The following is a 20,851-nucleotide window of genomic DNA, read 5'->3' as shown; positions in this document are numbered from 1 at the left end:
GGAATTTGATAATGCCCCCCTCCCCCATTTCTGCCGGTATCTGGATCGCGCTCGGCGCGCTTTCTGCGGCGTTTCATATCGGGTTGATCTTTTACGGATTGGTACCGAATCTCGTCGCGCGTCCGCTGCACATGGCGCTGATCCTGCCGTGGGTGTTCCTTTATGCCGCCAAAACGCGGGCGGGATGGTGGTCCGGCCTTGTCCCGACGGGGGTCGGCATCGCTGGCTGCCTCTGGATCGCTTTCAACCACCAAATGCTGCGCGATCAATACGGCTTTCTCGAGGATGGATTCCAGGTCGCGCTGTCCCTCGCGCTTCTGCTCATCGCAATGGAGGGCGCACGCCGCATGATCGGCTGGCCCCTGCCGCTGGTGGCGCTTTGCGCGCTGCTCTACGGCCTCTACGGCCAACATATTCCGGGCGAATTCGGCCATGCAGGCACGCCGTTGCGCAGCTTCCTCGGCACGCTTGTCATCGCTGAGGGCGGGCTTTGGGGCAGCCTCACGGGCGTGTCCGTGGGCGTCGTCGCCATCTTCGTGATCTTCGGTGCGGTGCTGAACGCGGGTGAGGCGGGGCAAGGCTTCATGAACGTCGCCTCCGCTGCCGCGGGGCGTCTGACGGGCGGCGCGGCCAAGGTGTCGGTCCTGTCGTCGGCGCTCTTCGGATCGATCTCGGGCTCGGCCTCGGCCAATGTCGCCTCGACCGGGGCGATCACCCTCCCGGCGATGACCAAGCTGGGCTACCCCAAGCGCCTTGCCGCCGCGGTCGAGGCCGTCGCCTCCTCCGGCGGGCAGATCATGCCGCCGCTGATGGGCGCCGGAGCCTTCGTGATGGTCGAGCTGACGGGCGTGCCCTACACGCAGATCATGATGGCCGCGCTGCCGCCCGCGATCCTTTATTTTCTGACCGTCTGGATGGGCATCAACGCCTATGCGCAGCGGTTTGACCTGCAATCCGTGCCCGAGGATGAGCGCCCGAACCGGCGCATGGTGCTGATCACCTCAGCCTTCTTCCTCGTGCCCTTCTCGGTCCTGCTGATCGCGATGTTCGCGCTGGGCTTCACGCCGCAATATGCCGCCGTTCTGGCGATCTTCGCGGGCGGCGCGGCGCTCTTCTTCGACGCGACGCCGCGGATGAACCTCGCGCAGGGGATCGTGCGGATGGGCAGCGCCATGATCGCCATCGGTCAGCAGGTCGCGATGATCGCCGCCATCATCATCTGCGCGTCGATCATCATCGGCGTGCTGGGCGTCACCGGGCTGGGCATCAAGATCACCTCGATCATCCTTTCGGGCTCGGGCGGGGCGCTCTGGCCTGCGCTTCTGCTGACCGCGCTGGCCTGCCTTCTGCTAGGTATGGAGGTGCCGACCACCGCCGCCTACGTGATCTGCGTATCGGTCGCCGGCCCCGCCCTTACCGAGCTGGGGCTGGAGCCCTTGCAGGCGCATCTCTTCGTCTTCTGGTTCGCCCTGCTCTCGACCATCACGCCGCCGGTCTGCGGCGCCGTCTTCATCGCGGCGGGAATGATCGGTGAAAACTGGCTGAAGGTGGCGCTGACGGCCATGGCGCTGGGCCTCGGGCTCTACATCATCCCGCTGGCAATGATCGCGAACCCTGACCTCCTGCGCATTTCGACCCGCACGGCAGGCGCACTGCTGGCCTTTGCCATGATCGGCACCGGCCTGTCATGCCTGTCCTATGCGCTGATCGGGCGAACCGGCTGGCTGCGGCGGATCATGCTGAGCGCCGTCGGCGCAGCGGCCTGCTTCTCGGGCGTTCTTTTTGCTTGACGCGGCCCCGGCCCCACGAGGGGGCCGGGCCCAAGAGGCTAGCCCTCCCCGAAACCGCCGGCGGTTGGCGTGACCACGACGACCGCATCACCGGCCGATATCTCGGTCTGGTCGGCGGCTTTCAGTTCCTCGACCGTGCCAACCACACGGTGGATCTCGGTGCGGCCGCATCGCCCTGCGTTGCCCCCTGCGACGCCCTGGGGCGGTCGGGCGCGATGGGATGACAGGATTGCAAGGTCCATATCCTCGAGGAAGCGGATGCGCCGCGTGGTCCCGTCGCCCGCGCTCCATTTGCCGCTGCCACCTGACCCCACGTCGATCCCGAAGGATTCCAGCACCACCGGATAGCGCAGCTCCAGGATTTCCGGATCGGTCAGGCGCGAATTGGTCATGTGGACATGCACACCGTCGGTCCCGTCAAAGCCGCGCCCGTCATTCATGCGGCCCGCCGGACTGCCCGAGCAGAGCGTCTCGTAATACTGATGCCGGGCGTTGCCGAAGGTCAGGTTGTTCATGGTGCCCTGGGAATTGGCCATGGCGCCCAGCGCGCCGAAAAGCGCGTTGGTCACGTGCTGACTGGTCTCGACATTGCCCGCGACGACGGCGGCGGGATATTCCGGCGACAGCATGCAACCCTTGGGCACGATGATCTTGACGGGGCGCAGGCAGCCCGCATTCATCGGGATATCCGCCTCGACCATCACGCGAAAGACATAGAGCACCGCAGCGCGCGTCACCGGCTCGGGCGCATTGAAGTTGTTCTCGCGCACGTCGGAGGTGCCGGTGAAATCGACGGTCGCCTCGCCCGCCTCGCGGTTGACGGTCAGCTTGACGCGGATTTCCTGCCCGGTGTCGGTGGGATAGACGTATTCGCCATCCGACAGCCGCCCGATCACGCGCGCGACCTCGGCGGCGGCGTTGTCCTGCACATGGCCCATATAGGCCTGCACCACGTCCAGCCCAAAATCGCCGATCATGCGGCGCAGCTCGGCCACGCCGCGTGCGTTGGCCGCGACCTGCGCCTTGAGATCGGCGGTATTCTCGTCCGGGTTGCGGCACGGATAGGGATGGTCGGTCAGCAGCTCGCGCAGAGGACCATCTCGGAACCGCCCCTTCTCGACCAGCTTGAAATTGTCGATCAAGACGCCCTCTTCGTCCACCTTCGTGGCGCGCGGCGTCATCGAGCCGGGGGCGATCCCGCCCACATCCGCATGATGCCCGCGCGAGGCGACCCAGAAGAGGATATCCGTTTCCGCATCGTCGAAGACCGGTGTGACAACGGTGATGTCGGGCAGATGGGTGCCGCCGTTATAGGGCGCATTCAGCGCATAGACATCGCCGGGGCGGATATTGCCCTCGTTCAGGCGGATGATCGTCTCGACGCTGCGATCCATCGAGCCAAGGTGCACCGGCATATGCGGCGCATTGGCAACCAGAGCGCCCTCCGCGTCGAAGACCGCGCAGGAAAAATCGAGCCGTTCCTTGATATTGACCGAGCGCGCGGTTTTCTGAAGCGCAACGCCCATCTGTTCGGCGATGTTCATGAAAAGGTTGTTGAACACCTCCAGCAGCACCGGATCGGCCTCGGTTCCGACGGCGCTGTCGCGGCGCGCCGCTTCGCTGCGGGTCATGACGATATGGTCGTGTGCGCTGACCTCGGCATTCCAGCCTGGCTCGACCACGACGGTCTGGTTCGCTTCGATCACCAGCGCGGGGCCGGCGATGTAGCGGCCCGGCGTCAGGGCCTCGCGGCGCACGACGGCGGCGTCATGCCATTCGCCACCGGAAAAGATCGGCACCGTTGCCACGATCTCGGCCTCGGCACGCTCGGGGCTCGCCTCGGGTTCGGGGTCGGCGGCAGGATCGGCAGCCTGACCCTCGATTTCAGCCGATTCGATCACCAGCCGTGCGTCCGGATCGGCAAAACCGAACTCGGCTTCATGCGCAGTTTCAAACGCGGCGCGGGCCTTGGCCGCGTCTCCGTCCCAGGCGATCGGCAGTGCGGTGTCGGTGCCCGCATAGCGCAGGTGCAGACGCCGCGCGAAACTCATGTCACCGTCGCTCACGCCTTGCGCGGCCAACGCCGCCCGCACCTCATCCGAGAGGCGGTCCAGCGCCTCTTCGACCATCCCGGTCTCCTTTGGGTCCAGAGCCACCTCAAGGCCCTTCTGGCGCGCCTCCGTCACACGGGCGAGGCCGATGCCATAGGCCGACAGAAGGCCCGAAAGCGGATGGATCAGCACCCGCTCCATCCCCAGCGCGTCGGCGACCAGGCAGGCATGCTGCCCGCCTGCCCCACCAAAAGCGTTCAGCAGGTAGCGCGTGACGTCATAGCCGCGCTGCACGCTGATTTTCTTGATCGCGTTGGCCATGTTCTCGACCGCAATGCGCAGGAACCCTTCGGCCACGACTTCGGGGCGCTTGCCCTCGCGCTCGGCGATCCCTTCGAATTGCGCGGCCACGGTATCGCGGTCCAGCGACTGATCCTGGCCCTCGCCGAAGATGGCCGGGAACCAGTCGGGGTTCAGCTTGCCCAGCATGACGTTCACATCGGTCACGGTTAGCGGCCCGCCGCGCCGGTAGCAGGCTGGCCCCGGATCGGCGCCCGCGCTGTCCGGCCCGACGCGAAAGCGCCCCGGATCGGCATGCAGGATCGAGCCGCCACCGGCGGCGACGGTGTGTAGCTGCAGCATCGGCGCGCGCATCCGCACCCCGGCGACCTGCGTCTCGAACGTGCGCTCAAACGCGCCATCGAAATGCGCCACATCAGTCGAGGTGCCACCCATGTCAAAGCCGATCACACGGTCATGCCCGGCGATCTGCCCGGTGCGTGCCATGCCCACCACGCCGCCTGCCGGTCCTGACAGGATCGCATCGCGCCCCTTGAAACGGTCGGCGGCGGTCAGCCCGCCCGAGGACATCATGAATTGCAGGCTTGGCCCCTCCTCGTCCGGGGGCGTGGCCCCCAGCGCATCTGCGACCTGCTGCACATAGCGCGACAGGATGGGGGTGAGGTACGCATCGACCACCGTGGTATCGCCGCGCCCGACCAGCTTGATCAGCGGCGAGACCTCGTGGCTGACCGAAACCTGACCGAACCCCGCGTCGCGCGCGGCCTCTTCCAGCGCCAGCTCGTGCGCGGGCGCGGTCCAGGAATGCATCAGCACGATGGCGACCGCGTCGATCCCGTCGGCCTTAGCCTCTTTCAGCGCATCGGCGACCGTATCGGTGTCGAGCGCACGTTCCACGGTACCGTCGGCGCGCACGCGCTCGTCGACCTCGATCACCCGGTCATAGAGCATTTCCGGCAGCACGATTTCCTTGGCAAAGATGTCGGGACGGTCCTGATAGGCGATGCGCAGCGCGTCGCGAAACCCCTTGGTGATCAGCAGCAGGGTCCGGTCGCCCTTGCGCTCGAGCAGCGCATTGGTGGCAACGGTCGTGCCCATGCGCACGGTGCCCACACGCTCGGGCGGGATCGCGCCGTCGACGTCCAGCAGCCGCCGGATGCCCTCGATCGCCGCATCCTCATAGGCTTCGGGATTCTCGGACAGCAGCTTTTTCGCCGACAGGGTCCCGTCCGGCGCCCTGCCGATCAGGTCGGTAAAGGTGCCGCCACGGTCAATCCAGAAATCCCAGCGTCCTGCGTGCGGATGCGTCACCATTCCGTTTCCTTCCCGTTGCTGCGGCTGAATCACAAAACGTTGACAAATTAACAACGTCCCGTCAACCTGACTTGGCCGGTGCCCAAGGGTGGACGGGGCCGGTGGCTGTCAAAACGTCTGCCCGACAATGACAGGGAACCCCGCGATGAGCTTTCACTTTACTCGACCTCTTGCCACAGCGCTGACCGGCGCAATTGCAGCTGCGGCATTCGCGCTGCCCGCCGCTGCCGCCGAGTGGGACATGCCCACGCCCTATGGCGACAGCGTTTTCCACACCCAGAACATTCAGCAATTCGCCGAGGACGTCTCGGCCGCCACCGATGGCGGGCTGAACATCACGGTGCATTCCGCCGGATCGCTTTTCGGCCATCCCGAAATCAAAGATTCCGTCCGCCGCGGCCTTGCGCCGATTGGCGAGACGCTGATGTCCCGGCTGGCCAACGAAGACCCGATCTTCGGCATCGATTCCGTTCCGTTCCTGGCCAGCAATTACGACGAATCCCGCGCGCTCTGGGATGCTTCGCGCCCAGTGGTCGAGCAAAAGCTGGCCGATCAGGGGCTGACGCTGCTCTACGCGGTGCCGTGGCCGGGCCAGAGCATTTACACGAAAGAGCCGATCACCTCGACCGCCGATCTGGAGGGCGAAAGCTTCCGCGCCTACAACACGGCCACCGAGCGTCTGGCGCAATTGATGGGCGCGGTGCCGACCCAGTTGGAAACCGGCGATATCCCAACCGCCTTCTCGACCGGGCGTGTCGCGGCCATGATCACCTCGCCCTCGACCGGCGTGTCGAGCCAGGCTTGGGATTTTACCAATAACTACACCGACACGCAGGCTTGGTTGCCCAAGAATATGGTGATCGTGAACACCGATGCGCTGGACGGTCTGCCCGAGGATCAGCGAAGCGCGCTGATGGAGGCCGCCAAGGCCGCCGAGACCCGAGGCTGGGAAATGAGCCGCGCCGAGACCGAGGACAAGATCGCAACGCTCAAGGAAAATGGCATGACCGTATCCGATCCCAGCGAAGAGCTGTCGCAGCAACTGTCCGAGATCGGCCAGACCATGACCGACGAATGGCTGGCCGAGGCTGGCGACGAGGGCGCGAAGGTTGTCGAGGACTATCGCGCGTCGATCAAGTGATCCGGGGCGGCGCGGGGGCCACGCCGTCCCGCGCCGCTTTACCACCGCAACATATCCCGAAGGGAAGCGCGATGCGCCGTTTTCTTGACCGCGTGCATGATGGCGCGCTGGCGCTGGCCGCCGCCGCCCTCGCCGCCATTGCGGTGCTTGTGCTGGTGCAGATCACCGGCAGGCTGATTGACCGGGCGGCGCGCGCGATGGACATGCCGCCGCCCGGCCTGACCATCCCGTCGCTGGCCGAGATTGGCGGGTTTCTATTTGTCGCTGCGGTCTTTCTGGGCATGGCGGGCACGCTGCGCGCCGGGGGGCACGTTCGCGTCACGCTGCTGACCCGCGCGCTGCCCGCCAGCCCCGCGCGCTGGCTGGGCGCGCTGGTGGCGGCGGGGGCCACGGCCCTAGGCGGATTTGCCACGTGGTCCAGCCTGCTCCAGACGTTGGACAGCCACACCTTCGGCGCGGTCAGCTTCGGCATGGTCAAGGTGCCGCTCTGGTGGCCGCAAGGGGCGATGACCCTGGGCTTGGGCCTCTTCACTCTGGCGCTGGCGCAGGCCACCTTTCAGTTGATCATCGGCCAACGGCCTGATTTCGATATCGCCGAGGCCGAGCGTGAGGAGCCAAGCTGATGGAAATCGCCACCCTTGCGCCGCTCCTTGTTCTGGTCCTCTTCGCCACCCTTGCCGCCGGGCTCTGGGTCGGGTTTGCGCTGGTCGCGGTCGGGCTTCTGGCCATGATCACCTCTGCCCCCGCGCCCGCGTCGCTGGTCTTTGCCACCAAGGTCTGGGGCGGGCTGACCGTCTGGGATCTGACCGCGCTGCCGATGTTCATCTGGATGGGCGAGATCCTCGTGCGCTCGCGGCTCTCCTCGGACATGTTCTCGGGGCTCTCGCCCTTCACCACGCGGCTGCCGGGCGGCCTGTTGCATGTCAACGTGATGGCCTGCGCGCTTTTTGCCGCCGTCTCGGGCTCGTCGGCGGCGACGACCGCCACGGTCGGCCGCATGTCGGTGCCGGAACTCGGCGCGCGCGGCTATGACGACCGGATGATCATCGGCACGCTGGCCGGCTCCGGCACGTTCGGGTTTCTCATTCCGCCGTCGATCATCCTCATCGTCTATGGCGCCGCGACCGAGCAATCCATCGCGCGCCTCTTCCTTGCCGGGGTCGTGCCGGGCCTGATGCTGGCCGCGCTCTTTTCAGGCTATATCATGCTCTGGGCCATGCTGAACCGCAGCCGGATGCCCGCAGCGGAACCGGCCACATCGCTGGCCGAGGCGCTGCGCGCCGCCGCGCGCCTTCTGCCGGTGCTCATCCTCATCGTGGCCGTCATCGGCTCGATCTACGCGGGCGTCGCCAGCCCGACCGAGGCGGCGGTGATCGGCGTGGCAGGCGCGCTGCTGCTGGCCTGGGCCACACGCGCGCTCAGCCTGCGCGGCGTCTGGGACTCGTTGCGCGCGGCCACGATCACCACGTGCATGATCTCCTTCATCCTTGCTGGGGCGGCGTTTCTGACGGTGGCGATGGGCTATACTGGCATCCCGCGGCAACTCGCCGCCTGGATCGGCGCAATGGAGCTGTCGCCCTATGCGCTGCTGGCGGCGCTGACGGTCTTCTTCATCATCATGGGCATGTTCCTCGACGGGATCTCAATCGTGGTTCTCACCGTGTCGATCATCCTGCCGATGGTCATGACAGCGGGGATCGACCCGATCTGGTTCGGCATCTTCCTGGTGCTTGTCGTCGAGATGAGCCAGATCACCCCGCCCGTCGGCTTCAACCTCTTTGTGCTCCAGACGATCACCGGGCGCGACATCTTTACCATTGCGCGTTATGCAGCCCCGTTCTTTGGGCTATTGGTGTTGGCACTGGCGATCCTGTCGGTCTTTCCGCAGATCGCCCTCTGGCTGCCCGGAACGATGCTGAACCGATGAGCGAGGGCGGCCCCGATACGTCCCCCATCGGCCATGTGGTCAGTTCGGCGCATCTGGCCGCGTCGGACCTGCCGGAGCTGTCGGAGCTGGAATTCGCCATCACCATGTCGAACCATGCCTTTCAACGCTGGATCACCCGCTGCATGACCGCCGCAGGTGCGCCGGGCATGTCATCGCTCGAAGTGCTGATCCTTCACCTTGTTCACCACCGGGACCGGCCCAAAACCCTTGCCGATATCTGCCTTGTCCTGAACATCGAGGACACGCATCTGGTCAATTACGCGCTGCGCAAACTGGCCGAGCGCGGCCTGGTTGAGACCGGGCGCAAGGCCAAGGAAAAGACCGCCGCCATCACGGATCAGGGCGCCAAACTCTGCGCCCGCTACGCGGAAATACGCGAGGCGCTTCTGGTGCGCGGCGCGCAGGCCGCCGGGATCGACCCGGCCGAAATTTCGCGCCTCTCGGCGCTGCTGCGCACGCTCTCGGGCAGCTACGATCAGGCGGCGCGGGCGGCGGCGGCGTTGTGAGCCGCGCGCTTGGCTGGTGTGCGCGCCATGGCCGCTGGCTGCTGATTGCCGGATTGGTCATCGGCATCGCACTGCCGTGGTTGGCGCGCGCCATGGCCGGCGCCATCGTGCCGCTGATCGCGCTCCTGTTGTTCCTGTCGGCGCTGCGGATTGGCGCGCGCGCCGCCATGCCGCGCCGGGCGGCCCTGCCCCGCGCGCTGGGTCTGACGCTGGCGCTGCAACTGGTGGCACCGATGATCGCGGCCGGTGTACTGGCTTGGGCGGGTCTGCTGCATACGGCAGCGGGGCTTGGCACCGTGCTTGTTCTGGCAGGCGCGCCGATTACCGGAACGCCCGGCCTGGCATTGATGAGCGGCGCCGATCCTGCGGCGGCGTTGCGCCAGTTGGTTCTGGGAACCGCGCTGCTGCCGCTGACGGCTGTGCCCGTCTTTGCGGTCCTGCCGATTTTCCCCGATCTGGGGGCAGTCGTCATCGGGGCCGCGCGCCTTCTGGTCGTGATTGCACTGGCGGGCGGATTGGCCTTCGCGCTCCGCGCCGCGATCCCGCGGCTGCGCCGTCCGGGCGCGGTCGCCGCGATCGACGGGGCGCTGGCGCTCTGCATGGCGCTGGTCGTGATCGGTCTGATGGCGGCCGTGGGTCCGGCTATTTTGGCCTTGGACGTGACGCTCCCGGCCCTGGTGGCGGTCGCCTTCGCGCTCAATCTCGGCCCGGCCATCGCCGTCTGGTACAGCTCGCGTGCCGCGCTTCCGGCCCCTGAGGCAGGTGCCCTGGCCATCGCCGCCGGCAATCGCAACCTCGCGATATTCCTGGCCGCGTTACCGCCCGAGATGGTAACGCATCTTCTGCTTTTCGTAGGTTGCTACCAGGTGCCGATGTATCTCACGCCCTTGATCCTGCCGCGGCTACTTTCCGCCCTTCGGCAAGGGTAGAGGCGTTTTCGATACGATGTCAGCGTTGTTCTGATAGCGATCCGGGGGCTTGGGACGTGCACCTTCAGTGCTTCGCGCGCGTTCATGGTACCTGCAACGAGCGACAACTTTACGCCCTGCTTGTTGCACCATGCATAGCCCGAGGCTTTCCGCTGACGGCACGCGTCGAAGTACTGAGCCAGCCTCTTGCGTTGCGCTCCGCCTTAGCAACGGGGTCAATGCGATGTCCGGAATGTGAGCCTATGCGCACGCGGCGCGTCACTGCTCGCGGAAGGCTCGCGTCATGCTGTCAGTTACCGGTTTCATCAGGTACTGGATGAAAGTCCGCTCTTCGGTCTGGATCATGATCTGGGCGGGCATCCCGGGTGTCGGGGTGAAACCACGCACGCGCTTCAGCTCGCTGGGGTGCACGGACACTCGGGCAATGTAGATTTCCTGCGGCACGTCCTGGTTGCTGTCCATGATCGCATCCGCCGAGACATAGAACACTTTGCCAACGAGGATGGGCGTCGTCCGAGCGTTCAGACCAGTCAGACGTACCGTGGCCTCCTGCCCCTTGCGGACCACGTCGATCTCGGTGCGAGGGATCGACACCTCGATGATCAGAGGCTCGCCCGAGGGCAGGATCTCGGCGATGGCTTTGCCGCTCTCGATGACGCCGCCGGCGGTGTGATAATGCAGCCGGACCACGGTGCCCGAGACAGGCGCGAGGACTTCGGCGCGGCTGAGGATGTTCTCGGCACGCCTGACCTGCTCGCGAACGCTTTCCAACTCGGACTGTACGATCTGAAGCTCGTCCAGCGCGGTTTTCTGGCGCTCACTGACCGTCTGTGCGATCTGCGCCTCGTAGCGCCGCGTCACCTCGGCGATTTCGCCGATTTCGGCGGTCAGGCGGCCAATCTGTCCGCCGGCCTCGGCAATTGAGCGGCGCAGCACATTGACATCTGATTTACGCACCAGCCCCTTATCCAAAAGCGACTGTTTTGCTTCCAACTCCTCGTAGAGGATCGTCAGCTGAGTGCGCGCCGCGATCAGCTGCTGATCATAGCCGGCCGAGCGCACGCGCAAGGCCTCGATGCTGCGGGTGAGCAGGGCGATGTCGTTGCGCAACTGCTGCGCCGAGGCGTCAAACGTGATCTGCTGCGCATCCAGCATCGAGGCGATGTCGAAATCGCTGCGCAGAGCGGTGATATGCGGCGCGAAGGAAAGCTGGGTTGCGCCGCTATGCTGCGCAAGGAGGCGTGTTTCCATCGCCTCGAGACGTACCTGGCGCAGGAACAGTTCGCGCTCGGTGGCCAGCGCGGATGTCTCGTCCAGAAGGACAAGCGGTTGGCCGGCGTTCACCTGATCGCCTTCGGCGACCAGGATCTCCTTGATGATGCCGCCTTCCAGATGCTGAACGATCTTGTTGCGCCCCGTCGCCACGAAGCTGCCTTGCGATATGACGGCGGCGGCCAGTGGCGCGCGAAACGCCCATAGGCCAAATCCGCCGAAGCTGAGCACGAAGAGCGCGAGCCCGAAGATGATCAGTTTCGACACCGAGCGCGGGACATCGTCATACCATTCCGCCTTTGCGGTATAGAGCGTCAGATCAGACATTGGCCTGTCCTCCGGCCTGTTGGCCCGGGATGGCACTGTTGCTGCCGCCATTCCTCTGGGCCAATTGTTGAAGGACTTGCACGCGATGACCGAACATCGCCACGTTACCATCGGCCAGCAGCATGATCTTGTCCACCACGCTCAGTAGGGATGGCTTTTGCGTGATGACGACCACGGTTATTCCATTCTCGCCCGCGTGGCTTATGGCATTGGCCAGTGCCTTGTCGCCGGCGGCATCGAGGTTCGAGTTGGGCTCGTCCAGAACCAGAAAACGCGGATTGCCAAAGAAGGCGCGGGCAAGCGCGATGCGTTGCTTCTGGCCGCCCGAGAGGGGCGATCCGTCGGCGGCAACTTGCGTTTCATAGCCGTGGGGCAGCATCGCGATCATGTCGTGCACATCAGCCAAGAGGGCGGCGCGGTGAATGTCGGCATCCGATGCATCGGTGCGCATCCGCGCGATGTTGGCCTTGATCGTGCCGGGGAAAAGCTGCACGTCCTGTGGGAGATAGCCGATATTCTCGCCCAACTGGCGGGTGTCCCAATTGCGCAGATCCATCAGGTCCAACCGGACATTGCCGGACGTCGGCAGGATCGACCCCACCAGCATTTTCCCGAGCGTCGTTTTGCCTGCGCCGGAATTGCCGATCACGGCCAGGGACTCGCCGGGCTCGAGGCTGAATGTCAGCCCGTTCAGGATCACCTGCTTGGTCCCGCCGGGCACGTAGAGAAGGCGCTCGACATTCAGGCGGCCTTCGGGGTTCGGCAGGCGCAGCTTTTCGAAACGCTGGACCGAGTTGTGCATCAGCGCCTTGATCCGATCAAAGGCAGAGCGCGACAGAAGAAATCCGTTCCAGCCTTCGATCGACCCCTCGATCGGGGCCAGGGCGCGCCCTGCGATGATCGAGGCCGCGATCACCATGCCGCCGGTAATCTCCCCCTGGATAGCCAGGAATGCCCCCCAGCCCAGCATCGCGATCTGGGTCAACAACCGCGAGCCGCGTGAGACCGCGGCCCAGATTATGTTGCGATCCTGCGCCTTGACCTGCGCGCGCAGCGAATTGGCCGTGTCGCGCCCCCATAGGGCGACCGCCTCGGGCACCATCGCCAGGGCGTTGATGATCTGACTGTTGCGCGACATGGAATCGAGATGCATGTTCGCGCGGCTTTGGGCCATGTTCGCCTCGGCAAAGGGTTTGGCGGTGACGTTCTGGTTGATGAACGCGATAACCATCAGCACGATCGCGGTGACGACGACGATCATGCCCAAGTGCGGATGCACGAGGAAAATGGCGAAGATGAACAAAGGGGCAAACGGCACATCGAGAAACGAGATCAGCGTACCCGAGGTCAGGAAGCCGCGGAGCTGCTGCAGATCGCCCAATGTCTGATATTGTCGCCCGTTGTCGTAGAGCGAAGCGTGCGCTGCCGCGCTCAGCACCGGCGAGCCCAGCCGCACCGCGACCTCGACGGCGGTGCGCATCAGGATAAAGCGCCGCACTGCGTCAAAGATGGACTGAAACACGACCGCACCGACGATCACGACAGTCAGCATGATGAGCGTATCGAGCGACCGGCTGGTCAGGACGCGGTCCGAAATCTGGAAAAGATAGATCGGTATCGCCAGCACCAGAGCATTCGTCGCAAAAGTCAGCACCAGGACAAAGCCGAGGTTGCGGCGCACGGCGCTCACACCTTTGTTCAGCTGTTGAACGAATTGATCAGGCCCCGCGCGTTTGTGAAATCCCGGGCCGCCGCCATTACCGCCACCGCCGCCACCTCCGCCCGCTTTCTCCGGGGGCTTGCCTCCCACCCCGGCTTTCAAAATGGGGCCGGTATCGGCGTCGATCTGTTCGCCGCCCAATCCGCGCGCGGGACGGCTGGTGCGCATATCCGCCTTTTCCGCGCCATCAATGCGTTGATCAGGTTTCAGTGGCAAGGGATCGGCGCGGCGCGCTGTATCAGCTTGGTCTTCTGGGGGAAGCAGACTGGCCGCACGCTTGCGCTTGATGTCGTCTAGGCTCATGATCCCGGTCCTTTCAGCCAAGCATTGTTTGCATCAGGTCGGGGGATGCGTGCCCTTCGCCGGGCGTGGGCCCGATCATGTCTTCGACTTGTGACGAGTTTGCGTCCAGCATGTCGTCCGCCAGAAACGCGACCGCTGCCGGGGCCAAGGCGGGCATCATCGTCCCCAGTGGATCGGCGTCCGTGTCAATCAACTCGGCCTGATAGAGCAACGCATCATCGTAGACGTCGCCGCCCACCATCACGACCGAGTCGGTGCCGTATTGCGTGATGCTTGCCAGATTGGTCAGCGCGTTCGATCCGGTGATGATCTGGGCCGCAGCGCCGGTGGCGTCCTGAAACTGATCCAGCGCCATGTGAACCTGATCTGAATCGCCAAGGATATTGGTCTGCTCCAGCCAGTTGACGGTCGCGAGATCCCCCTCGATGTATAAGACGCGCAAAAGCTCGACCCCGTCGAACAGCGCATCATGCGCCACATCGGCGCCAATCGTGGTGCCGCCTGCCGCCATGCTGCCCGCGGCGGCGGAAAAATGATCCTGCATCCCGGTATAGTCGTCGAGGCCGTTTGCGGTGATCTGTGCGCCGTTGAAGGCCAGGTTCTCGCCAGCCAGCACGCCCGCTGCCATGCCGACCTGCAGCCCGACCGGAAAAGCGCCGGAGTAAGTGACTGTGTCATTGTCGATCAGGATGTTCGTCTGCTGTATCCAGTTGACCGAGATCATCGCCCCCCCGACCAGGATCAGATCGTAGCCAAATCCAAGCTCAGCCAGATCGGTGAGGTTGACGACGGTGTTGTCACCCAGCCCGATATACGCTTCGGACCCGCCAAACGCGATTTCGGCGCGGTCATGATCGGTCACGAAGCTGTATTGGCTGACGTAATTGACGGAGATCAGATCGCCCTCTATCCGCGTCACCGCCCAATTGGAGGGAAGCTGAGGTGCGTCGCTTGCGTCCTCTTCCTCAGCGCTTGCAGGCGGAGCAGAGGAGACAAATGACATCGACGCGCTGTTGAGAGAGATCGACGCTGCGGCGGCACCCATACCGCCCGACGCATGCTGAACCACAAAATTGGTCTGCGCGATCGAGTTCAGATGGACGACATCGCCCATCACGGCAATCACCGGCGCATCCAGCCACGCAGACGTTATGGCGATCTGGTTCATCATCGTGTTGCCGCCCGCGACCACCAGGTTGCCGGCCTCGACATCGGGCCGGTAAGGCCCGGGCGCGTCAATGTCTGGCAGACCAGCGAATGGGTCCGGCCACTCGTGCGCGCCATCTTCCTCGCTGGCCGGCGTGTCCTCTCGGCCGGCCTTTGCACTGAGATAGGAGGGCATCACATCATCAAGCTGGGACGCCTCACCTGTCTCGACGCCGTTTTCAATCACGCCGAATGCAGCGGCGCCATGGGCGACGTAGACGGTTGCGCCCACCGCACCCCCGCCATCAAAAGTGGCGATCGTCTCATGCAGCGCAATCGCACCCTGATGCGCAGTGGGGCCCGGCATCAGCGGGCTCACGTCCAGCGGGGCCATCATGGTGTCGGCGACTTGCTGATACTGGACCAGATCCGCCAGGAGCATGCTGGGATCGGCAAACGTGATCGTGCTGCCAGCGGGCAGAAAGAGATCGTCATCAAAGAGCGTGGCAATCTGAACCGTGACGACCGCGACGCTGCCCGGAGGCTCGAGCGTCGGGACCGCTCGCGCCATGCCTCCCGTGGAGGGATAGCTGTAGATGGCATTCGTGATCTGAAGGGGAGCTGAAAAACCGCCACTGACTGCAATGGCCTGGCCCAGTTGCACATAGCCCGGTGCGAAAGGCTCGAGCGTCTGTGCCGGGGGCGGTGTATCGTCATAGACGATGCGCGGCGCAAAACTGCCCAACTCGTAAGGTGCCTTCAAGGTAACAGAAATCGCGGAAATCGGATCCGCCTCCGGCGCATCGGCCTTTATCGCCTTGAACGCTGTGTAGATGTCGCGCATGCGCTGATCTTCGATTTCGGTGTGAAATATCCCGATCATGTGCGCGACCATTTCGGTCACTTTATCCAACGTCATAGCAGCCTCGCTTTCAAATTTTTGGCTGCCTGCCCCCCGGGTCGTCTGGTGCTTTTATTGCGCAATTTCTTGCGATCGTGTCTCGGACTGTCTGCAGAGGTGAAAATCCCGGGCCCGGCAGATGCCGGACCCGGGCGAGATTTGCCTTGGTGCTTATGCACCGTCGCTATCATCTCCAATGTAGCTGGAGCTGAACGAGCCGCCGACGACAGTCATGTCGACGGTATTGCCCAGGACGTTGGCGCCCATCACGATGGTCTGGTTGAACGCGCTGGTGTCGATCTGCGACGCCGCCGAGGCAAAGGATTCGCCGGTGACATATCCATCGTCACCATTGTTCGACCCCCACATTCCGGCATTGCCGCCAGCACCGCCGCCGCCAGCATAGGCGTCACCGGCATTCCCGGCATGTCCTCCGCCAGCGTAGGTCTCGCCGACAAAGGCCTTACCGCCATAGGCGTCACCGGATGCTCCGCCATTTGCATAGCCGCCAGCGCCGTTGCCACCGTCACCGCCGTATGCGCTGTTCATGCCAGCCGAGCCTGAGGCGGTATTGATCGCCTCCGAGCCTGCGCCTGCTCCGCCGCCGGCACCGCCGGTGGCATCGCCCGCACCAGCCATGCCCATGCCGATACCGGCGGCACCCGAAGCTGCGCCTGCATCACCACCATCGCCGCTGGCCCCAAGGCCAATGCCCTGGCCCGCGCCGAGTGCATCGGCGTCGGTGTCACCCGTCTCGCCGTTGTTGGCACCTGCAAGACCCAGGTTCAAAAGGCCCAGACCCGCGCCCAGCGCACCGGCGTCGCCGGTGTTTGAGCTATCGGCACCAGCACCTGCTGCGCCGAGACCTGCGCCGATGCCACCGGCATCACCCGAGTCGCCGCCGCCTGCGGCCGCTCCCGAAAGGCCCGTGCCACCGCCAAGACCAGCCGCGATCGATGCGGCGTCGCCGCCTTCACCACCGGTCGCCCCGGCGCCCGACGATGCACCGCCCAGACCAAGGCCCAGACCTGCTGCCGTCGCCGCCGCACCGTTGCCGCCTGTGCCGCCGGATGCGCCCGCGCCGCCACCTTGGCCGCTCGCGCCGCCGATGGCGCCTGCCGCACCGCCGATGCCCAGACCGCCAAGGGCCCCGCCACCAGTGGAGTTGGCAGTGCCCGAACCGTTGCCGCCATCAGCACCGGCCGAGATACCGTCATCGGCCTTTGCCGTGCCGCCAGTCGATGTGTTCGTCTGGTTCATGGTGCCACTGTTCGACACATGATCGAGTTGATCATTGTCGATCAGCTTGTTGCTCTGAGCGTTGACCGTCGCAGAATCGTTGCCGGCACCGTTCAGGGCATCATTCAGGATGTCATCGAGGTTCATGTCATCGCCGGGGCTGTAGTCGATATCGCCCTTGGCCATGATGAAGTCACCTGCGGTCGACCCATGCATGTCGATATCGGCAAAGTCGTCATCCGTCGGCTGCCAACCCTTCATGTCGATATCGACGCCAACATGCACATCGGTATTGGACGTGTTGCTGTTGTGGTTGCCGTTCAGATTGCCGTTGGCGTTGATGTTGCCATTACCATTCAGGTTTCCGTTGGCGTTTGACGTGGCATTGGCGTTGGCATTTCCGTTGTGGTTGCCGTTTCCGTTATGGTTGCCATTGCCGTTGCCATTCAGGTTCCCATTGCCATTCAGGTTCCCGTTGCCATTCCCGTTATGGTTGCCGTTATCGTTGTCGTTGTCGCTGTGAGACGACTGTGCCTGGCCCTGAAGTTGAGCCTGCAGTTCGGCTTGGGCCTGCAACTGATCCTGGTCCTGATCCTGACTCTGATCCTGGCTGCCGTGGCCGTGATCGCCCCAGAAGTTGAGGCTGTTCCATGAGTGCTTGTTGCTCATTGGACTATCTCCTGAAAGACATCTGCCGGACCGCCACTCTATCAAAAGCGGTCATCGTTCAGATGAGGTTTCTATTGATGTGGTCGGTTGCGAGCGCGGCTTGCGACGGACGGACAAGACCGTCCGGGCCCGCTCGGGTCGCACCTGTTTTCATGGTTTTGTGATGTATCCCCCCCTGATAGCGCACACCTCTCTCGGGCCCTGCAAAACTAGGCAAGGTTGGTAGACACTCATCAAATGAGGGCCGGATCGGGTGCGGTGATTTCACTCTGCCGCAGCAGACATGTGCGGCTCTGCAATTGTCGGACGTTAGGTTGGATCGCGGTAGATACACAAAAGCGCTAGGAGGCGTGTGCGTATAAACTTCTGAAAATACGGGGCAATTTTCTTGACGCCGTCAAAGGGACTAGTCCCTGTTGCTAGCTTCGAAGAGGAGCGGCTAGAGCGTGAAGTGGAATCGTCAATAAAGAATCGCCGATCAGTGCAATCATCAGCGGACAATCGCTACCAATTGTGTTATCAATAACTCAACGGATTTGAATTCTAGATTTTGCGTCCTGCGACATCACATGGCGATTTTACGCCTCGACCGGCCCGTCCGCCGATCAATGCAGCCCGTATATTTCGCCGTGTCCATCGGAAAGCCGGTTCAGGTTTGATCGGGTGCGACTGGCTTTCGCTGCCTGCCACTCGCGCCGCTAAGCCTGAAAGAAGAGTATCCACCATGCTACCAGCCGAAACTGAAAAGTCGCAAAACCTCGTCTGCATGTTCATTGGAAGTGCACTTTGTTTTTCAGATACGGCTTTCAGACTGGCGGCGGAGGAAATCTCCTGCATCACCTTTCGCCGCCTTCCCGCGCTGGCTGATCTGGTTGCGATGACTGAAACAGAGGCGGCCCAAGTGCGGCTTGTGATCGTGGCCGAGAGTATGTTGACCGATCTGCAAGAGGCGCTTCCGGCAGTGCAGCAGCGATTTCCGCAATCCCGGCTGGCCTTGGCCTACCGAAACCGCGACCTGGCCCTGCGACTGATCGCCGAGGAGCGGCAATTTCCCGGATCAGAGAATATCGGATTCCTGCCGATGGGCGTGGAAATGGATCACTGGCTGTCGGCCCTGCGCTTGCTGATCTGGGGCGAGCGATACGTCCCTGCAGACCTCATCTCGGCCTCGCGGGGCGTTCCGTCAAACCCGGCATCGCCTGCCGGGCCGGAGCCGGAGCAAACCGTGCATCTGACCGAGCGTGAGTGCCAGGTTTTGAGCGCCGCCGCCGAGGGCAAGCAGAACAAGATCATCGCCGATGATCTCGGCCTGTCGCAACATACCGTCAAACTCCACATGCACCATTTCATAGCCAAGCTGGGTGTCAGCAACCGCACCGAGGCGACAATCTGGTACCTGTCGCACGCTGACCGTGCCCGGGGCCGAAAACCATGACGGACACGCCCCAAGCACCCGAGTTCGACGCCTTCCTGCTGCTGATAGGCAAGTTGAACTATGCCTGGGCGAATACCGAAAGCCTTTTGATCCATCTCATTGCCGGCCTCGGAAAGATGGACAAGGAGACGGCGACGATCGTTTTCCTCACGCTCAGCACCGCGCGCGCCCGCATCGACATGGTCGAGCGGTTATCCAAGCTGACCCGCATCGACGCGGATCAGCGCGGCCAGATACTGGCCCTGACGCGGCGCATTCAGAGGCAGTCTGCGCTACGCAACAGATATAATCATTGTATCTACGCCTTCGACGGCGAGGGGGGCAATCCGCGCACGATCCTGATGCGAATCGCGGATCGCAAGGACAGTCTGAGGATGGGGCAAATCGATCCGATGGATGCCGTCGCCGCCGAAGGCTTAACAGCCGCAATTGCCGAGCTGAGCAACATCAACCGCGATACCTGGCGCCTGATCGCTGATTTCGGCTATCCGCGCTAAGGGTGCGACCACTTCAATCACAAGAACCCGCGCTGCGGTGCAGTTTACCCCCATACGAGCATTGGAAAGGCACATCCGACTGAGGCGGCCGCAAATGAGCAATTCTGACCCGTATTAGTGACTGCGGCGGTGAACTACTCAGCACTTTTCCATTTTACCGGGGTGACATAAACGATGCTATCATCAACACCGACCATCACATCGCCGTCCTGAATATTGACCTGGAGCTTCATCGCCCGGCTCACCAGTTTTGCCAATGCACCTGTGTCGGTCTCGGAAAAATTCATCACGTGAAGATTATCAAAACGGGTGGTGCTGTTTTTGATCTTGTCCCACCACATCTCGGCAGTCCTGCCTCCATAGGGATAGATAACCACCTTGGTGGCTTTGCTACAGGATTGACGGATCACCTTCTCGCTGGGAAGGCCCAGAGCCACCCATACATCAAGCTCGCCGCTCAGGCTTTTCTGCCAAATGTCCGGCTCGTCATCCGTTGAAAGGCCCTTCGTCATTTCCAAATGCTCATGGGCATTTAGTGCAAACGCGACAATGCGAACCATCAGCCGTTCATCCGTCTCCGACGGATGCTTGGCAACGGTCAGTTTATGGGTCTCATAATAGTGACGATCCATGTCGGAGACGGAAAGTTCAACTTTATAGATGGTGGCATTCTGCGCCATGATTGGTCCCAAATCCTCAAGGATCGGGATGCCTACTCCGTCTGGTGACCTTTGGAAAGCAGATAGAAACGTAATCAATGGTGGGGGTCGCCGAAGTTTGACCCCCAACCCTTTTCAGATCGTCGGCCACCGCCGCGTGAAACAGCAAACATGACAATTTTCGGTCACTGTCCACTCGCCGAACCGGTCAGACACCGGCACAAATGCTACTTTGAGAAAGGCACGGCAAGTCATTGGACACCCGCCAGTGATAGCGCAGAGGGTTCAAATGTGGGTTGCAGCGGCGGGATTGCAGCTTTGGGACCGGCATCGACGGCGGGCCGATTGTTGGAGCGGGTCTGAACGCAGCCGCTACATCGCCCCGCCGAGGCACGTGGCCACGAAGCCACAGGATTGATCTGTCATCTTGGCTTCGGGGCCGGCTCCAGCCTTTAGACTAGAAGGTCAAAGGGAGATCCGCCACCGGGCTGGAGCAGGATATGATCCTGATCCGCACCATCTACGAGAACCCAAAGGACTTGCCCGGTGGGGACGTAGGTGATGTAGGCCTCTTCCGTTGCAGCATCTCCGGAGCGCGTGCCTTCGGAACTATACGCGTGGGCAAACTGAGCTACCCCCCGAAATTCGGACACTGACATAAGCTACGATTTGCAGTCTGCTGATCTTCGACGAGAAGGAGATCA

General features: G+C 63.3%; 14 protein-coding genes. 8 read left to right on the top strand and 6 right to left on the bottom strand.

Annotation, left to right across the window (positions count from 1 at the left end):
- Positions 1-11: 11 nt before the first annotated feature.
- Positions 12-1,790 (top strand): TRAP transporter permease, encoded by a 1,779-nt coding sequence (locus ACEWPL_RS13585; RefSeq protein ID WP_393934563.1) that lies wholly within the window; start codon positions 12-14, stop codon positions 1,788-1,790.
- A 38-nt stretch (positions 1,791-1,828) separates the two neighbouring features.
- Here ACEWPL_RS13585 and ACEWPL_RS13580 read toward each other — a convergent pair whose 3' ends face one another.
- On the bottom strand, positions 1,829-5,455 hold the full coding sequence (locus tag ACEWPL_RS13580; protein ID WP_393934564.1) for a hydantoinase B/oxoprolinase family protein: 3,627 nt from the start codon (positions 5,453-5,455) through the stop codon (positions 1,829-1,831).
- 145 nt (positions 5,456-5,600) lie between these two features.
- Here ACEWPL_RS13580 and ACEWPL_RS13575 point away from each other — a divergent pair, with 145 nt between their 5' ends.
- From ACEWPL_RS13575 to ACEWPL_RS13555, 5 genes are all read left to right on the top strand, one after another.
- The gene (locus tag ACEWPL_RS13575; RefSeq protein WP_393934565.1) at positions 5,601-6,596 is read left to right on the top strand and encodes a TRAP transporter substrate-binding protein; all 996 of its coding nucleotides are present in this window, start codon (positions 5,601-5,603) and stop codon (positions 6,594-6,596) included.
- Positions 6,597-6,667: 71 nt separating this feature from the next.
- Entirely contained in the window at positions 6,668-7,219 is a 552-nt protein-coding gene (locus ACEWPL_RS13570; RefSeq protein WP_393934566.1) for a TRAP transporter small permease, read from the top strand.
- The gene (locus tag ACEWPL_RS13565; protein WP_393934567.1) at positions 7,219-8,523 is read left to right on the top strand and encodes a TRAP transporter large permease; all 1,305 of its coding nucleotides are present in this window, start codon (positions 7,219-7,221) and stop codon (positions 8,521-8,523) included. Before ACEWPL_RS13570 ends, ACEWPL_RS13565 begins: the two co-directional genes overlap by 1 nt.
- Positions 8,520-9,050, top strand: a complete 531-nt coding sequence (locus ACEWPL_RS13560) for a winged helix DNA-binding protein (protein ID WP_393934568.1) — start codon at positions 8,520-8,522, stop codon at positions 9,048-9,050. Before ACEWPL_RS13565 ends, ACEWPL_RS13560 begins: the two co-directional genes overlap by 4 nt.
- On the top strand, positions 9,047-9,979 hold the full coding sequence (locus tag ACEWPL_RS13555; protein WP_393934569.1) for a GumC domain-containing protein: 933 nt from the start codon (positions 9,047-9,049) through the stop codon (positions 9,977-9,979). The genes ACEWPL_RS13560 and ACEWPL_RS13555 overlap by 4 nt, the downstream gene beginning before the upstream one ends.
- Positions 9,980-10,237: 258 nt before the next feature.
- Here the strand turns inward: ACEWPL_RS13555 and ACEWPL_RS13550 are convergent, their stop codons facing one another.
- The 4 genes from ACEWPL_RS13550 to ACEWPL_RS13535 all read right to left on the bottom strand — a co-directional run bounded on the left by ACEWPL_RS13550 (position 10,238) and on the right by ACEWPL_RS13535 (position 17,556).
- On the bottom strand, positions 10,238-11,578 hold the full coding sequence (locus ACEWPL_RS13550; protein WP_393934570.1) for an HlyD family type I secretion periplasmic adaptor subunit: 1,341 nt from the start codon (positions 11,576-11,578) through the stop codon (positions 10,238-10,240).
- Entirely contained in the window at positions 11,571-13,601 is a 2,031-nt protein-coding gene (locus tag ACEWPL_RS13545; protein ID WP_393934571.1) for a type I secretion system permease/ATPase, read from the bottom strand. Before ACEWPL_RS13545 ends, ACEWPL_RS13550 begins: the two co-directional genes overlap by 8 nt.
- A gap of 13 nt (positions 13,602-13,614) precedes the next feature.
- The gene (locus ACEWPL_RS13540; protein ID WP_393934572.1) at positions 13,615-15,666 is read right to left on the bottom strand and encodes a type I secretion protein ATPase; all 2,052 of its coding nucleotides are present in this window, start codon (positions 15,664-15,666) and stop codon (positions 13,615-13,617) included.
- 153 nt (positions 15,667-15,819) lie between these two features.
- Positions 15,820-17,556, bottom strand: coding sequence for a hypothetical protein (locus tag ACEWPL_RS13535; protein WP_393934573.1), 1,737 nt, complete (start codon positions 17,554-17,556; stop codon positions 15,820-15,822).
- Positions 17,557-18,280: 724 nt separating this feature from the next.
- On the opposite strand from ACEWPL_RS13535, the gene ACEWPL_RS13530 reads away from it, so the two are divergent.
- Both ACEWPL_RS13530 and ACEWPL_RS13525 read left to right on the top strand, forming a co-directional pair.
- Entirely contained in the window at positions 18,281-18,991 is a 711-nt protein-coding gene (locus ACEWPL_RS13530; RefSeq protein ID WP_393934574.1) for a helix-turn-helix transcriptional regulator, read from the top strand.
- Positions 18,988-19,488, top strand: a complete 501-nt coding sequence (locus ACEWPL_RS13525) for a hypothetical protein (protein WP_393934575.1) — start codon at positions 18,988-18,990, stop codon at positions 19,486-19,488. Before ACEWPL_RS13530 ends, ACEWPL_RS13525 begins: the two co-directional genes overlap by 4 nt.
- 134 nt (positions 19,489-19,622) lie before the next feature.
- On the opposite strand, the gene ACEWPL_RS13520 is transcribed toward ACEWPL_RS13525, so the two are convergent.
- Positions 19,623-20,168 carry a YaeQ family protein gene (locus ACEWPL_RS13520; protein ID WP_393934576.1) on the bottom strand — a complete coding sequence of 182 codons (546 nt, stop codon included), beginning with the start codon at positions 20,166-20,168 and terminating at the stop codon, positions 19,623-19,625.
- Positions 20,169-20,851 lie beyond the last annotated feature (683 nt).

The organism is Roseovarius roseus (genome assembly GCF_043355935.2).
GTDB lineage: Bacteria > Pseudomonadota > Alphaproteobacteria > Rhodobacterales > Rhodobacteraceae > Roseovarius > Roseovarius roseus.
Note: the sequence above shows the minus strand (reverse complement) of the source record. Positions and strands in the feature narration are given on the sequence as shown.